Source organism: Candidatus Chromulinivorax destructor (genome assembly GCF_003366055.1).
GTDB classification, from domain to species: domain Bacteria; phylum Babelota; class Babeliae; order Babelales; family Chromulinivoraceae; genus Chromulinivorax; species Chromulinivorax destructor.
This window is the reverse complement of sequence record NZ_CP025544.1, coordinates 855,682-871,755: the sequence shown is the minus strand read 5'-3', so window position 1 is coordinate 871,755 and position 16,074 is coordinate 855,682. Positions and strand designations below refer to the sequence as shown.

15 protein-coding genes and 4 tRNA genes are annotated in these 16,074 nt (G+C 33.3%); 8 read left to right on the top strand and 11 right to left on the bottom strand.

Annotated features, from left to right (window positions below):
- Positions 1-354 precede the first annotated feature (354 nt).
- Complete coding sequence (locus tag C0J27_RS04275; RefSeq protein ID WP_115585944.1) at positions 355-957, bottom strand: guanylate kinase; 603 nt, start codon at positions 955-957, stop codon at positions 355-357.
- A gap of 90 nt (positions 958-1,047) precedes the next feature.
- Here C0J27_RS04275 and prfB point away from each other — a divergent pair, with 90 nt between their 5' ends.
- Positions 1,048-2,136: a peptide chain release factor 2 gene (prfB, locus tag C0J27_RS04270; RefSeq protein WP_115585943.1), complete on the top strand. Its 1,089-nt coding sequence runs from the start codon at positions 1,048-1,050 to the stop codon at positions 2,134-2,136.
- Between the two features lie 64 nt (positions 2,137-2,200).
- Positions 2,201-3,175 carry an alpha/beta hydrolase gene (locus C0J27_RS04265; RefSeq protein ID WP_115585942.1) on the top strand — a complete coding sequence of 325 codons (975 nt, stop codon included), beginning with the start codon at positions 2,201-2,203 and terminating at the stop codon, positions 3,173-3,175.
- Between the two features lie 61 nt (positions 3,176-3,236).
- Here the strand turns inward: C0J27_RS04265 and C0J27_RS04260 are convergent, their stop codons facing one another.
- The 6 genes from C0J27_RS04260 to C0J27_RS04235 form a co-directional block, all read right to left on the bottom strand.
- Positions 3,237-4,736, bottom strand: a complete 1,500-nt coding sequence (locus C0J27_RS04260; protein WP_115585941.1) for a hypothetical protein — start codon at positions 4,734-4,736, stop codon at positions 3,237-3,239.
- 23 nt (positions 4,737-4,759) lie between these two features.
- Positions 4,760-6,403, bottom strand: a complete 1,644-nt coding sequence (locus C0J27_RS04255; protein ID WP_115585940.1) for a hypothetical protein — start codon at positions 6,401-6,403, stop codon at positions 4,760-4,762.
- 173 nt (positions 6,404-6,576) lie between these two features.
- Positions 6,577-6,876 (bottom strand): hypothetical protein, encoded by a 300-nt coding sequence (locus C0J27_RS04250; RefSeq protein WP_115585939.1) that lies wholly within the window; start codon positions 6,874-6,876, stop codon positions 6,577-6,579.
- Positions 6,877-7,114: 238 nt separating this feature from the next.
- Positions 7,115-7,465 carry an HIT domain-containing protein gene (locus C0J27_RS04245; protein ID WP_115585938.1) on the bottom strand — a complete coding sequence of 117 codons (351 nt, stop codon included), beginning with the start codon at positions 7,463-7,465 and terminating at the stop codon, positions 7,115-7,117.
- A gap of 26 nt (positions 7,466-7,491) precedes the next feature.
- Positions 7,492-7,578, bottom strand: a tRNA-Leu gene (locus tag C0J27_RS04240).
- Positions 7,579-7,638: 60 nt separating this feature from the next.
- On the bottom strand, positions 7,639-7,926 hold the full coding sequence (locus tag C0J27_RS04235) for a DUF167 domain-containing protein (protein WP_115585937.1): 288 nt from the start codon (positions 7,924-7,926) through the stop codon (positions 7,639-7,641).
- A gap of 140 nt (positions 7,927-8,066) precedes the next feature.
- Here C0J27_RS04235 and C0J27_RS04230 point away from each other — a divergent pair.
- The 5 genes from C0J27_RS04230 to C0J27_RS04210 all read left to right on the top strand — a co-directional run bounded on the left by C0J27_RS04230 (position 8,067) and on the right by C0J27_RS04210 (position 10,730).
- Positions 8,067-8,157: transfer RNA gene (locus C0J27_RS04230), tRNA-Ser, on the top strand.
- A 105-nt stretch (positions 8,158-8,262) separates the two neighbouring features.
- Positions 8,263-8,339 (top strand) — tRNA-Arg (locus C0J27_RS04225).
- 204 nt (positions 8,340-8,543) lie between these two features.
- A complete protein-coding gene (locus tag C0J27_RS04220) occupies positions 8,544-9,488 on the top strand; it encodes an ATP-grasp domain-containing protein (protein WP_252120568.1) in 945 nt (314 codons plus the stop codon).
- Between the two features lie 74 nt (positions 9,489-9,562).
- Positions 9,563-9,654 (top strand) — tRNA-Ser (locus C0J27_RS04215).
- A gap of 137 nt (positions 9,655-9,791) precedes the next feature.
- Entirely contained in the window at positions 9,792-10,730 is a 939-nt protein-coding gene (locus C0J27_RS04210) for an N-acetylmuramoyl-L-alanine amidase (protein WP_162801795.1), read from the top strand.
- Between the two features lie 3 nt (positions 10,731-10,733).
- Here C0J27_RS04210 and C0J27_RS05800 read toward each other — a convergent pair whose 3' ends face one another.
- Positions 10,734-11,135, bottom strand: a complete 402-nt coding sequence (locus C0J27_RS05800; RefSeq protein ID WP_115586218.1) for a M15 family metallopeptidase — start codon at positions 11,133-11,135, stop codon at positions 10,734-10,736.
- Between the two features lie 267 nt (positions 11,136-11,402).
- Here C0J27_RS05800 and C0J27_RS04200 point away from each other — a divergent pair, with 267 nt between their 5' ends.
- Positions 11,403-11,918: a methylated-DNA--[protein]-cysteine S-methyltransferase gene (locus tag C0J27_RS04200; protein ID WP_162801794.1), complete on the top strand. Its 516-nt coding sequence runs from the start codon at positions 11,403-11,405 to the stop codon at positions 11,916-11,918.
- A 59-nt stretch (positions 11,919-11,977) separates the two neighbouring features.
- On the opposite strand, the gene C0J27_RS04195 is transcribed toward C0J27_RS04200, so the two are convergent.
- The 3 genes from C0J27_RS04195 to C0J27_RS04185 are packed head-to-tail and all read right to left on the bottom strand — an operon-like array spanning position 11,978 to position 16,069.
- A complete protein-coding gene (locus C0J27_RS04195; protein WP_115585934.1) occupies positions 11,978-12,982 on the bottom strand; it encodes an L-threonylcarbamoyladenylate synthase in 1,005 nt (334 codons plus the stop codon).
- A gap of 23 nt (positions 12,983-13,005) precedes the next feature.
- Positions 13,006-13,863, bottom strand: coding sequence for a DUF6671 family protein (locus C0J27_RS04190; protein WP_115585933.1), 858 nt, complete (start codon positions 13,861-13,863; stop codon positions 13,006-13,008).
- Entirely contained in the window at positions 13,856-16,069 is a 2,214-nt protein-coding gene (locus C0J27_RS04185) for a putative inorganic carbon transporter subunit DabA (RefSeq protein WP_115585932.1), read from the bottom strand. Before C0J27_RS04185 ends, C0J27_RS04190 begins: the two co-directional genes overlap by 8 nt.
- Positions 16,070-16,074: the final 5 nt, after the last annotated feature.

Genomic DNA, 16,074 nt, shown 5'->3' with positions numbered 1-16,074 from the left:
AAACCTCCGAACCAGAGAAACTATCATACAACAAATGAAAGAGAATTGCAAAGAAAACTTTTTAATTTCAGACACATGATTCTTTCGACTTGCAGACCCTAAAAAGAGCTGTAAAACCGATCGACTGCATTTTTGTTTTCAAACTTAAACCATGATTGCCATGTGAAACAAGATTACACCAGATAAAAACAAATTGCAAACTTTTTTTAAAACTTTTTAATTTATTTTCACACTCTTAAAAGAACCTCTCAATGAGTTGATTGCTTTTAATTGGTGATTGCTACTTTCAAACTTAAATCATGTTTAAATAATAACCTGAACAACTAACATTGTCAACAAGAAATCAGTATAAAACTACATATTTAATGTAGTTTTATTATCACAATATGATGCAACTATATCAAATAGCTTTGTAATAGCATTATCTAGCTTATCATTCTCTATATAATGATGATACATAGGGGCATTTTTTTCAGCTTGAATCTCTTTTTCAGCTAACTGCAACCGGTGCTTAACCTGCTCAACTGATTCAGTACTTCTCTTAGAAAGTCTATCTGCTAAGACAGACAATGAGGAGACCTCTATCCAAACAAGAACAACGTCAGGATGCTTTTGCATAATTTGAGCTGCACCAACTCTGTCAATAACCAATATTTTTGAGCTCCCGCGTGGCAATTCATACATTATATGTATAGGGGTTCCATACGACGCTCCATACTCACCACTTTTTTCTAAAAAAAAGCCTTCTTGAGCTTTTGCATCAAAATCATGCTGAGCAACAAAGTGATAATCAACTCCATGCACTTCAGTTGATCGCGGCTGTTTTGTTGTAAACGTAACAACTCTATCAATATCAAACAGATGTCGATGCTGATCTAAAAACTGAGTAACGACCGTTGTTTTACCGACTCCAGAAGGTCCAGAAACTATAAATAGCTTGCCATGTTGTTTTTCCACGTATTAGATCCTCAAGCAATTATTTTCATTGTAGTTATTAATTTAGTATTATCTTAGTATAAACATATAAGGAAAAGGAAATCTATACTTATGATTATTGACGATCTTAAACAACGACTTAAAGACTTAGAACCAAATATCACGATCATTCAAAATTATTGGCAGACTGCTGAGCTTGAAAAGCTCTTTCAACAGCTTGAATCACAAAGCAATGAAGAATCTTTTTGGCAGAATCCAAACAGAACAGAAATATCACAAAAGCTTCAACAAGTCAGGCTTAAACGGGAAGCATTTTTATCTATTACAACAACTTACCACGAAATGAAAGACCTCCTGATTTTATTTGAAGATGACGAACAAGAACTTGCAAAAATAGAACCTGATATCATCGCTCTGGCAAAACAGGCTAAAAATTTCAAAGTTAGCTTACTACTCCATAATGAAAATGACGCATCAAACTGCTTTTTCACTATAAACTCTGGTGCTGGTGGAACCGAATCACAAGACTGGGCAGACATTTTATGCCGTATGTATATTCGATTTTGCGAGCGTAATAACTTTACCGTACAGATTATTGAACGCCAAGACGGTGAAGAAGCTGGCATCAAAGCCGTAACTTTATACATTAAAGGTAACAATGCATTTGGGTTATTAAAATCTGAACACGGAGTTCATAGACTTGTACGAATCTCTCCTTTTGACGCAAGCAAGCGACGACACACTTCATTTGCAGCAGTGACCATCATTCCAGAATTACCACCTGCAGAAAAAATTGAAATTGACCCAAAAGACCTTCGCATCGACACCTTCCGTGCTGGCGGGGCTGGCGGTCAACACGTCAATAAAACTGACTCAGCAGTTCGCATCACCCATTTGCCAACAAATTTTGTAGTTCAATGCCAGAACGAGCGCTCGCAACATCAAAATAAAGAAGTTGCAATGAAAATGCTCATGTCTAAACTCAAGCAAAAACAGGATGCTGAAGAACTTGAAAAGACACGAACTGACAAACAAAAAAATGAATGGGGATCTCAAATAAGATCTTATGTACTTCATCCCTACAAAATGGTAAAAGATCATAGAACCGATTGCGAAAGTCCTCAACCCGATTTAGTATTAGATGGTGATTTAATGGATTTCATAGAAACCTATTTAGTCCAACAAGGCGCGAACAGTTAAAAATCGATACTTTGTAATTAATTATAGACATCAATAAACCTATCTTTATAAAACTCGAGTACTCATGAAGAAAAAATATATCGCACTTATTATTCTCAGCAGCTTATGTGCTGCATACTACTTCAACTCAAAAAAAGTTGATCCTGCAACAGATTTTTACAACACAACATTTTTACGCAACAGCCCTGCAGTAGAAAAAATTCTACGACAAGAAGGTTTTTTTGATGTAGAGATCATGACAGAAGATAAACTAAAACTTTCGGCAACGATTCTTGATAAAAGCCCACAAAAACATGTGCAAGCAACGCTCATTTCTTGCCCAGGATTTGTTCCAGGCGCAAAAGAGGGCATGACAACACTGTACGCAATGCTCAAAGAAAATCCGTACAACTTTTTATTTTTAGACATGCGAGGTCATGGAAAAAGTGAAGGGGAGCTTTTAACCTACAAAGGAATCAAACATTACGGTGAATTTGACTACTTAGACATTGTTGCAACAGTCAAATTCATGGTGCAATACAACATTGAGCACAACATTGAACAAAATATTATCGTTCATGGTTTATGTTCAGGGGCATTTCACACCATCAAAGCAATGAATTACTTACGGCAACATGACACACTTGCTTACGATAGTGTAAAAGGAATTATATTTGATAGCGGATGGCCAAGCGTTCCATCAATTGCTGAAACTACACTCACATCAGAATCTTGTAAGCGATGCTCTGATTGCAACATTTCTTGCTGTGCACCCTACCTCAGTTGGAGCCTTGTTGGGATTTATAATTACTTCTTTAAAGAATACCACTGTTCGCAAGAACCAATCACCCAGGCGATGGGTGAAATCGATCAACCAATTTTGTTTATTCACGGTGAAAACGACACGTACATTCCAATTCATCATGTGCATTCTTTAGTATCACAAGCAAAAAAACCTACTTCATGGTTTATCAAAGAATCAACACATGCAGCTCATCACTTAAAACATCAAGAAGCATACAAACTTCAAATGGAACAATTCATTAAATCTGTTCTCTAAATATGATGAGGAGGAGTGTTACTTACGACACTCCTCCTCTTTTCACTTCTAAAAAATAATACTATTCCCACTCATCATCTGTTGTATCAGAATCTTCTTCTTTTACTGACAAATCGATGTTATTTTTTTTTGCTTTATCAAGAAGACCTGTATTAAATCCAGATTCTACTTGCGAAACATCGACCCCTCGAGGTGAAGATGGCAAACTTTGAGATGGCGATGAAGATTTCGATTCCGTTTTCTTAGAAACAGATTTTGGAGATGGTAAATTTTCATTCAATAATTCATCTTCCATATCTAATTTTTCAACATCATCTGATTCAATATTAGTTCTTCTTTCAGCTAATTTTTTTCCCAAATTAGATTGGCTAACGGGTCTTTCAACTGATTTAACCACAGGCTTTAAACCAGACTGACCTTTTGCTACCACATCATTTAAAAATTTTGGTGCCGACTTGGGCGACTCATTAGCAACGTTAACTTCAGGCTGATCAGACCTGCCACCAATATCTCCTCCTGAAATAGAAGATGGCTTTGCATTTGCAGATACTGCACTAAAATCTACTTGCGTATCAGCTTGCTCAAACAAATTTGATTTTTCTTTCATATCAGACTCAACTTTTTTTTCAGCTGCAATTGTCTTATTAAGTTGAAGTTTATGTGCATGATTAGACGCTATTTCATCAGCAGTTTTTTGTTGCTCTTTTAACAATCTGTCAAAAGCACCTGGTTCTTGAGAATTATATGTTGCTTTTTTTGCAGCTTCTTGAGATTTCCAATCTACCAGTTTATCTACAGCATCTCTGGCCTCTTCAGGCAAATCAGCCAATACTGGTGAAATATCTACTGATTCAGGCTTAAAATAAACTAAATTAGCAATGTCGTTAATAACGATAGCAAGTGCTGTATCAATACTTTCCTGCATCTGCACTTTATCTGGGCCTTCTGGCATATTTTCAATTTTATTATCTAGCTCAAACAAAGTGTTAATATCTTGAGATGCTTTTTTAGATGCATTTAAAAAAGCATCTGCCTTAGCTTTACTTCCTGGAAATCTACTCTGCGAAGTTGCTATTGCATCAATAGTGGTTATTGCATCAATATCTGATACAAGTTTATCAACTTGTTTAGGTGTCATCTTTGACCACGATGACATAACATCTTTCAACGCAATTCCAATTTGATCAAAAATACTTTTAACGTATTCATACATCTTTTGCATCAATGCTTTATCTTGAACTGCATCCTTGCCTGAATCAACTACAAAACCTTCTTGCTCTGAAAAATCACCTAAATCTATAGATTTTGCAACATTCGATTCATCTTTTTTATCATGAGACTTTAAAGATTTGTCTTCATTTTTTTTATCACGATTTAGTTTTGCTTCAGTTTCACTCTGTGATTTTTCATATTTTGGCACTTCATTATGAACATCATGAACACCCGATTGAACGTCTTCAGATTTCATTCTTACATCACCATCTACAGGCGCTGCATCAATATGACATGAACAAAATCCAATCATAACACTCATCAACATAACTATTTTTTTAATTTTCATTTTCCATTCCTTTTTAATTTCTTTTATGCAAACAACGAAGATGAAGATTGTGTTATAATTTGTTGCTGTTCAGATTTTACAAGCTCAGACTCTTTGCTACTTTTGCTTATCAACACAGAAGTATCTAAAGGCTTAGAACCTTTCAGTGTAGGTAATGAATCTTTATATTTCATTAAACTATACGTTTCAGACCATGTTAAACTTTTAAAATTGTTAATAATTTTATCCCCATTTTTTACGAAAAAATTAACTGCATCTATTTGATCCTGCGTTAAATTCTTCATAACATCAGGATTTTTTGCTAACTCTCCTACTCTTGTAAGAATTTTAGACAAAGAATTAGAATCTTTTGGATCTTTTATTCTTTCAACACATGCCTCAACCGTATCACACAAAGACTCTTCTTTTTCAGACGAAGTTGAAACATCCGATGATTCTGATTCTTTAAAAAGCTCTTCTTGAGAACTCATAGAGTTTTTTTGATCTTCTAATTGACGCATATCTTGCAAGAGCTTTGAAGCTTCTTTTTGAGATTCAATTAATTTACTACGCAATTGAGTTATTTGAGCTTCAAGCTCTATAACAGCTTGTGAATCACCTAACGACCTAGTTTTAATTATATAATTTGTTTGAACATGAGTTTCAATATCATTTTGCTTGATTGTTATTTGGGTCTGAATATCAGAAATATCTTTATTTACTGCTTCTAAATCATCATTTTTTACAGCAATTTGATTATCTAACTCTTGTATTTTAGCCTGCTTTACTTCTTCTGCATGCTTTGCATCTTTATCAATTTTAATTGAATCAGCATGGTCAGTAACTAATTTTTTAAGAGACTCTACAGACTCTTTACTAAAAGGCTTTCCTTTAGTTGCATAAGAAACAGTTCTGCTTAAAACCTCTACAAAACGCTCCCATGCAGAGCCATTAAAAGGATTTCTCCATATTTTTGAAGCCTGAACAGCTTCATCTATAACTTCAGGAGTAAGTTTTCCTTGAGGGTCAATTTTTTTAATAATAATTTTTACGTCTTCATCTGTTTTAGCAGACTTTGCTTCAGTTTCAAGATCTTTTGCCAACTTGATAGCTGCATCTTTTTGAGACTTCATAACAGCTTTATACGAAGCAATTTCACCTTCCCAAAGATTTTTATTAGCATTTGATAAATACTCATTTTGCTCATCAAGTGTTAAATTAGAAAATTCTTCAGCAGTAAGATGAGTCGTAAATTGATTGTGAAAATTATTATCATCAGTTGCTTGATCATAAGGTGAATTAATCTGTTTATCAGTAATACGGGTACCTGCATCATAATCTTGATCTTGGACATCTTGAGCAGTTGGTTCTTCTACAGTAAAAGTTTGAGTCGAATCATCTCCAAAAGAAACCGATTTAGATTTATTGCTAGTAGAACTCGACTTTAAACTTGATTTAACAGGAACTGCAGATGTATCAGTCTGACTGCTTTTTTCTTGACTTGCTTTTTGATCTTGAGCTTTTTGTTGCTCAGCTTGTTGCGATTTTTCTGCTGCAGTTGTATGCGATGCCGATGATTTTGTTTCATGAGAATAAGAAACTTCATGTTGAGCTGCCGGTTCAGCTGGACAATATACATCTAAAGGCAACCCAATCAAGACGAGCATTATCACTTGTTTTAACTTCATGCTTTGTCCTTTTTTACTTTAATAGCATTTTTAATTTATTTAAAAATATCAAAAACAAAAGACAAATAGCAATGGTTGGCAAAGAATCAGGCCGCAAAAAAAGGTAGGATCTTTTTAATTTTCCTACCTTGAAATATTTTACAACTTACGTACACAACTAAAAACAATGACTTTTACTCAATTTTATTGTCCTTCTTATAAAAAGCTATCATCTCTTTGGCTTGTTCATCAGTAATTTTTTTAGAATTACGATGCTTTTCTACCATTTTAACAAACTCTTCATAAGCTTCTTTTTCACTGCAAGCAGGTATACTTTTTTTAGAATTACTTTTAGGGGATAATCCACTAAAAGAGAGATATCTAATAAAAGATCTTGGCGATGAATTCTCTCTATTTTCATCAAAACTTGCACTCAATGAAAACGACATAACAGTCATTATACTAAAAAACTGTATCCATACTTTAAATTTCATTTTTTCCCTTATACCTGAATAGATAATGCGTACAATTACAACACATTAAAAACTATCAGCAGATAAACACAAATAGCAACATTATAATAAATGCTATACTAAAAAAGCCTTACCTACAAGGAAAATATAATCTTATTGGAATAAAATAATAAAAGATTGTGGAGAAGCTACGACATACTAAATCATATTTAGTATGAAAGCAATTGAGTTATGAAAAAAATTAAAAAATTAAGAAAAATTATTCTAAAAAAGTTTTACCTGATAAAAAATGAAAATGAAGATGGAATACTCGTTGACCTGCTGCATAGCCATTACTTGTTATTAATTTAAAGGCTAAAGAATCAGCTGTTCCATTTTTTTCAGAGAGCATAGTCAATAAATAAGAAGGAATCGACATAAGATCTATAAGTATGTCTTTGTCAGTACAAGAAACTAAATCTTGCACATGTTTTTTTGGAATTATAAGATAATGAATTGGTGCTTGAGGAGCAATGTCTTGAAGAACGATTGATAATTCTGTTTGGTACATAATTTTACCAGGAATTTGGCCTGCGATGATTTTACAAAAAATACAATTTTGATCATGCATGAATTATTACTTTTCAGAAAAATTAATGGTGCCGAGGGTCGGACTCGAACCGACATGATATTGCTATCGCGGGATTTTGAGTCCCGTGCGTCTACCAGTTTCGCCACCTCGGCGTATGTATTTCAATCTATTATAAATAGTACTTAAAATAGGTGCTTTCGTCAACAAACAAACTAAAAAATCTCAACTTGTTTTTCAAGACCTACTTTATGTAAAAATTGCTCATAACTTAAGCACGTTGTAATAAGTAAAACTTTATTTCTACTGATAAGACCTGCAACAATATCAACATCTGCTTGAGTGACGCCACACGACTTTGCAATAAACTTAATTAACTCATAATTAGCTTGCCCATCTTGCGGAGCAGCTTTTAGATAACATTTTAATCGCTGCTGTTTATCAAGTGCAAAATGTAATTTTCCTGAGCAAGGAACCACTTTAATCTCTAATCTTAATGCCATTTTTTTTACTTTACCTCTTTATACAAACATACCTAAGCAGTCTGCACTATTTTCTATAAAAAATACATAAGAAAAACTTGTAAAAAATATCAAATAGATTATCATATTAAGTATCTTCATTCGTGAAGAGTATCAAGTATGGAGAGGTGACTGAGTGGTTAAAAGTGCTCGCCTGCTAAGTGAGAGTTCTAGAAATAGGACGCAAGGGTTCGAATCCCTTCCTCTCCACCAATGTTTCTTCTAAAATCTTTATGAATAGATTCATTGATTTCTTATAAATCATTATGTATACTAATTAATGAGTTCAATCGAACTTATTATCTTAAAAAAAATCATGTGCCCATAGCTCAATTGGATAGAGTATCAGACTACGAATCTGACGGTTAGAGGTTCGACTCCTCTTGGGCACACCACTTTTCACTCAATATTATTTCTTAAAATTACAATATACTACCATGTCTGACATGAATATAAATTATGACACCATGATTTATTCTCTATAAATTCGATCAAAAAGAATCTACATTTGTCTTTTCATTAAAAAGGATTATATTTTATATTAATCACTTTATTTCGAATTGAATATCAACCAATAACTTTAACGTTAGAATTTTTATATGCCAGAAAAACGGGTTACACCAATCACCGGTTGGATCATCTACAAACGGGAAGAAAAAGATCTTACTGAAAAAAATTATGAGATTATACGTCTGCTACAAGTTGCACGAAGCAAAGGCATTGATATTCAAATAATTAGCCCTGATAAATTTGAACTCATTATTGACCGTCATGATAATAAATCAATTGTAATCAATGATGCCGTTCACCAGTTACCAGATTTTATTTTACCTCGCACTGGTTCAAGTTCAAAATATTTTACACTTGCAGTATTACGCCAACTAGAACACCTTGGTGTATATGTTTGTAATACAGCTCGATCAATAGAACTGGTAAAAGACAAACTACAATGTCATCAAGTTATGGCGTTTAACAACTTGCCAATTCCAAAAACAATGTTGGTTAAATTTTTAAAAGATACGAAGTCAGTTGATACAACCATCGTAGCTCGAGAAATTGGATTTCCTGCTATTGTAAAAAACATTACAGGCTCAAAAGGATCTGGAGTGTATTTAACTGAATCTGCTTCTAAATTTAAAGATTTAATGGAACTGATTTACGCAAACAATCCACATGCAAACATTATCATACAAAAATATATTAGAAACAGTCATGGTCGTGATCTTCGTGTCTTTGTTGTTGGTGGTCGTATTGTTGCATGCATGCAGCGTTCATCTGGCGATGGTGATTTTAAAGCAAACTTTTCACGCGGTGGCTCAACAGAGTGCTTTATTGTAACACCTGAAATTGAATGGCTGGCAATTGAAACAGCAAAAATAACTGGTCTTGATATCGCTGGCATCGACTTACTTTTTGACGAAGATGGCTTTAAAGTTTGTGAAGCAAATTCATCTCCTGGATTTAGAGGACTTGAGCTTGCAGTTGGTCAATTTATTGCAGAACAGATTATAGATTATATTATTTTTCGTGTGCTACAAAAATAATTTTTAAAATAGTGTTGATTTTAATTTTTTTTCAAGTAAAATTGATTTAAATAGTTCGCTATTGAAATATGCGTGGAGAGATGGCAGAGCGGTCGAATGCGACGGTCTTGAAAACCGTTATCTCGCTAAAACGGGATCGTGGGTTCGAATCCCACTCTCTCCTCCATTTTAATTCTATGGTTCTTTTTTCTTAAAAGACTTCATCACAAAAAAATCTCAAATATTTTCTGCTTTTCATGTAAAATACCATACATTCAATTGGGTAATTTATTACACTTTTCATTATGCATGAAAGTAATCTCTATGAAAAAACATCTTCTTTTTTTACTCATAAATATCGCATCAAGTATTCAAGCTAGCCTTGATACTACATTACCATTTAATCCTGAACGCCTTGATAAAACAACACAACAAATTGTTGAACCTTCAATTATTGTTATCAATTACAGCTGCTATAAAGATCTTGATACTTGTGTGTTTGCACTCAAGCGAATGAATGTCTCAACTCATTATATGATCGATATCGATGGATCAGTCTACGAAACGATTGATGGCAATAAAAATCTCATCGATCTTGTTAACTTTTCAGATGAAATTGCAATCAAATATTTAAAAAAACGAGCATTTCACGCAGGTCATGGATATTTTAAAAATGCCCGTAATGAAATTATCAACGACATGAATTCTCACTCAATTGGAATAATGTTTGTAAACCAAGCAGCAACTCCACTCGATAATCCAAATGTTTACACCAATCAAGATTCAAACCCTACACAATGGTATGAATTTAGTCATGAACAAGAATTAGCATGTGCCGCATTATGCAATAAACTAAAGACACTCTACTCAATTGCAGATAAAGATATTATTGGACATGGCGAATGTGCAATTGACCCTATGACAAAATCACTTGGCAGAAAAGTTGGCCCCGGGCCATTATTTCCTTGGAAAAATATAGCTTTCCTTGGAGTTGGACTATTTCATAAACTTTCTGAAGATGAACTATTACAACCGTGTTCAATAACAACTCTTGAATTACAACAAGAACTTGCATCATGGGGATATAGCGTACCAGTAAACAATGAGGAAGATAGTGCTACACATCAAGCTGTTGTCCAAGCTCAGATTCATCATGACCAAAAAAATATTGACGGTGATTGTCGATCATGCAGACTGTACTACATCATGAAAAATTTGCATCAACAGCACCGTGCACAATTAATGATCAGTGAAAAAAATTAATGTTTAATTTTTTATATTTTCAAATGTTTCATTGCGCTCATAATGATTTCCATCAACTCTAATAAATCTACCGCCCCATCGATTAAAAGGCGATAAAGATTCCCAATACTCTCCAAACAATGTATGATCTTCTGATTTTGAAAGAAACTCACCCTGCGGATTAAATAAATTTATATCAATTGCAAGTCGCTTACAATGCAAACTATTTTTAATACCCTTGCCTTGCTGAGCATACAATTCTGCTTGTTCTTTGGTACGCATTGTTTCACCAAAAGTAAAATTATATTTTTTTTCAAGCATATAGCTTAAAAGGGATACAACATCTTTTGCAAATTTTTGCTGACTTTCTTGAAGATCGCGCGAAACATCTTGTACGGCAAAATTATTATCACTCGATTGGGTCATTACCACTGGAATAATATTACATACAACAATTAAACATACAGACATAAGTACCGTTAAAGATTTCATAGTGATTCCAATAATAAAAACAATAGAATACAAATATAAACATTTTAATTACAGTTCAATCATAAGATATATTTCAATATGAAATCAATAAAACAGTAAATAGTTTTATCTGAAAAGTTATTGCATTTTATTCAAAACATCATATCTTTAAAAAATCAATCAACTTACTACAAAGATGTATATCACGAAAAAAAATTAATCATGATCCAAAAAAACATTATAACAGAGCATGGTAAGCTTATTGCAATTGGCGATGAAAATTTTTTATATATTTTAAAATTTAGTAACGATAAACACCTTGATCGAGAAGTCGATCGATTAGAAAATACAACTCGCAAGTCAATTATAATTGGAACAAATGCTCTTTTAGAAAAAGTTGAACAGGAAATAACGGCATACCTTGCAGGATCACGTAAAGAATTTACTATTCCTGTTAACCCTGCAGGTACAAATTTTCAACAAAAAAGCTGGAAAGCTTTGCAAACAATTCCTTACGGAAAAACAACAAGCTACGCCAAGCAAGCTGCTATTGTTGGATCCCCACAAGGACACCGTGCAGTTGCAAACGCAAATGGCAAAAATCCTATTCTCATCATAATTCCATGCCATAGAATTATCAATTCAAATGGCAAGCTTGGTGGCTACACTGCTGGCCTTGACCTTAAAGAAATATTTTTGAACTTAGAGAAAAATAATAGCTCAAATTTTTTCATCTAACTGCTCGCCTAGCTAGCTATCATGACAAGGAAAAATCAAGCAATCGTACATTTTATACATTAACGACTACTGCTATCATCAACAGCACAAGCTTTTAACAACCTATCAAAAACATCGCTCCAAGAATCATTATGCGGAGGTGTTTCAACTAAGATTTGGCTTGCATTAATTTTATCAAGTTCATGTAAAGCATGATATAAAAACTTACTGTATTGTTCTTTGTTGTTTGATAATTGTATTGTTTTTATATCTTCACAGGCAATTTTCAAATCTGAATAATGAATAATCCCAATCTTTTTTTCTCCATTACCAAGTAAAGAAATTTGCGTTTCTATCTCAGATAAACTCATAAGAGATGTTTTTGTATACGGTTGATAATGAGTTTTCATGTTACCTGATACAGACTCTTCATGTATTAAAGGGGATTCAATTGCAAAACCAATGACTGTTTCGATCATTTTTTTTGTTATTGGCCCATGTCGCAAAATTCTTATGTTATGATGAGTTAAATCTAAAATTGTTGACTCAAGACCAATATTACATGGCCCATCATCAAGAACAGCATCTATTTTTCCTGACAAACCTGCTATTACGTGCTCTGGTGTTGTTGGACTAATTCGCTTATGAGGATTTGCAGAAGGTGCTGCTAAACCTGTGTCTAATAAATTCAACACTTGCAAAAGTGGCTTATTATTTGGAATTCTGACTGCAATCGTTGACAATCCACCGGTGATAATATCATCAACTTTATCATTTTTTTTAAGTAATAAGGTCAGTGGACCTGGCCAAAAGTTTTTTGCCAAAACTTCTACAATAGGTGGTATATCTGTAGCCCATTGTGATAATTTATCTAATGAACTAATATGAACAATTAATGGATGATTTGATGGGCGATTTTTAACAGTAAAAATTTTCTTAACTGCATCAACATTTCTTGCATCAGCTGCAAGCCCATAAACAGTTTCAGTTGGAACAGCTACTAAGTTACCTTCTTGAATTATTTTTACAGCTTGTAGGATATCTTTTTCTTTTACTGCATCTAAAATTTTAATTTTTTTATTCATGTTTAATTTTTATTCATTTTTAATTAAGGATTACAATACGAACAATTTCCAGGATCAGCTTTACGTAATTTATGAAAAGGAATAACTTTTTCTTGATAATCACATTGTGGGCAGCCGTATATTTCACTTTTAATCAAGTCTGTTTCAAGTCCACACCAGCTACACTCTAACCCTCTTTCTACATCAACTTTACCCCATCCTGGGCAGTTGCATTTTATACATACAGATAATAACCTTTGAGATAATTGCTCAGCAAGTTCTTGAATAACCATCATCCGCGAAGGATTCATATGTGCACGCATATCTGTTTGAACTAAAACTTTTCCATTTTGAGAATGTTTCATTGCATTATCAAAAGCTGTATACAAATCATCTTTTGTCGTAATACCTTTAACCAAGTAATCATTGTTATCACTCATGTCAGGACTAACGATTAACGCATGGGAAGGAAAAAGAGCTCTTTTGCAAAATGCATCTAAACTTTTTATTGAATCTAATGATTGCATAGTATAATTTGTTTTTTCACTTATCAGTGAAAGATGTATATCAAAACCTCTTTGACGATCTATAAAATATAAAATTTCATGATTACAAGGTATAAATGGAATATAAGGATGAGGCCCAAAGCTGCCTTCACTTGATAATCCATACAAAGAACCAGTAAGATTTAAACCTAATTCACATTTGATTTTTGCACAATCTAAAGCTGAACCTTTTCGTTCAATTTCACCAGAGAAAGTCCCTAATTGATCCGTATCTAAAGAACATTCAACAACTTGTGCCGATAAAATATTTAAAAAAGATGGTGCTATAGCTCTTGATTTTTCATGCTTAGTTGTTAAAACAATAGAACTTTGAGCATACGGTGATTTTTTATTCATAAAAAAAATCCTTTCTCCATACTAAATCTTTATGCAAAAAATATTGATCATTTGTATCAGGATCAATAGATACAAGCAATACCCAACTATTACGAAAAAGTATCTGTAAATCAGGTTGATTTTGAATAATTTTATCTATAAAATTCCATGGTGCATACACAATAGTCATAAGTCTTAAAGGTTCATGATAGGGTTGATTATCGGCTGCATAAACTGATTGCAGTGGTAATCCATGCATCAAATCACTTGCATTCCCCTGCATAATCCCAATTTTACCAGTAATATTTGTTGTAATTTTACTTCCAGATCCATATGCTACATTGTCTAAGGTAGAAAAAAAATATTGAGCATTAATCCACTGCCCAACAACCATAGGACCAGTTAAAATAATCGTTAATATTGCTCCATCAAAATCTTGTGTGTAGTCATAGGAATGAAGAAATGCACGACCATCACAATCTATTTTTTCAGTTATTTTACTTGGTGCAATTATAAACGATGCATTTTTAGCTAAACCCCACTCTGGTCGAACTTGAGCCCAATCAAGGCTCATTAATTGAGTCTGCTTGATACTATCTTTAACATCTAAATTGATTCCCATTTTTTTACATCGTTGCTGACAATTTATTTTTTGAGCTTGTTTAAGATCATTTTTTATATTAGTTATTCTCTGCATGACGCTATCATCAAAAATATCATCTTCATATATTTCAACATGATCTGTTGTTGTATTATGCTGAGCAGCAATAAAACATGTACCACTTGGAATAACAATTCCTATCTGACTTAGATAGTTGCGCACCTTTTTTGAATTTAATATTGTAACAATAGTTTTAGCATTGCTTCCACCATAACGACCTGCGCATGCACCACAATTTAAAAATGTAGCATACGCATTATTTTGCGTTGTACTTGCATGGCCACAAAATATAATAATTGGAGCAAAATTTTTAGTAAGGCCTATTGCTTGTAAAACAGATTTTGCATACATACATTGATCTTGAAACGAAATATCTTGCAAGCAAGGTTTTGTTGATGACTCAGAGCGTAGAACTGTATATGCAAAACGACTTAATGTATGAGCTATACGAGGAGTAAATGTTTTTAAAGCCATCCAAAAGCCTGTTGTAAATCCAAGTAATTCAACTAAAGCAAATGACGTTACAAAATTATATTTTAATGATTGATACAATGCGCGTAATGTACGTAATCGCTTATGCCCTTTATGATGATACAAAGAACAAGATACCTGATTAACCGTGTGTTTTGGATGCAACAAAACAGGACATGATGCATATAATTCTTCAGTTGTGCTGTTTTTTATAAAAATTGGAAGACCAAAAAAACCTGCACATCCAAATGACTCATACTTTCCAAAACGCTGTAACGCTTTTCTTAACCCCTCTGATCGCACATCAATACAAAAAATAAATTGCGCATCAACGTTTTCAGGCAAATCTATGGGTTCTGATTTTAAAGCATGTAACAATGGCAAAAGATACTCTTTTTCAGCTTTTTGCAACTGTTTCATAGGACTATTTTTTTTCAGCTCAAACTCTTTTGATCTATTGTGCCATGCAATAAGTTCAATGCTATCTTGCCATAATAATGTTGTTATAATCATTCTTACTGCAAGATAATCTGTTTTTAAGGTAGCACATGAATCTAATGTTTTTTGCTCTGACCAATCAGCATAATATTTAACGTATGATGCCCAGCCTGATAATGTTGTAAGCATCAAAGTCATAAATAAAAGCTGATGTTCTTTTGATATATTTAATCTTGCAAAACATGCTTCTATAGCACTTTCAGACGTTTCGGGTAAATTTGATAACCATTGCTGATTATCAGCGTCAAAATTATGTATCTGATCATCAAAATACATAAGTTTTTTTAAAGCTTGGTAAAAACCATGTGATTTTATAGGCATTGCCAAAGTAGCTTGCCCTTCATCAAAAAAAGCCTGTAACCATTTAATAGTCTGTCTATTAACTTGCTCCATTGGCTGCGGAAATTCTTTTTGCTGAAAAAAAGCAGCTCCTTGCAATATTGCCTGCTCAAAGTCCATATCTTGAAAACCATGAAGCGGATTGACCCCTACAAGATTCTTTAAAGGCCAAAAAGGTGTGATTTTTTGCCAACTTTCTTTGATAAAAATGGCAATATCAGGACATGATTGATTGTTGTGCTTCGTATCTAAATTCATCACTC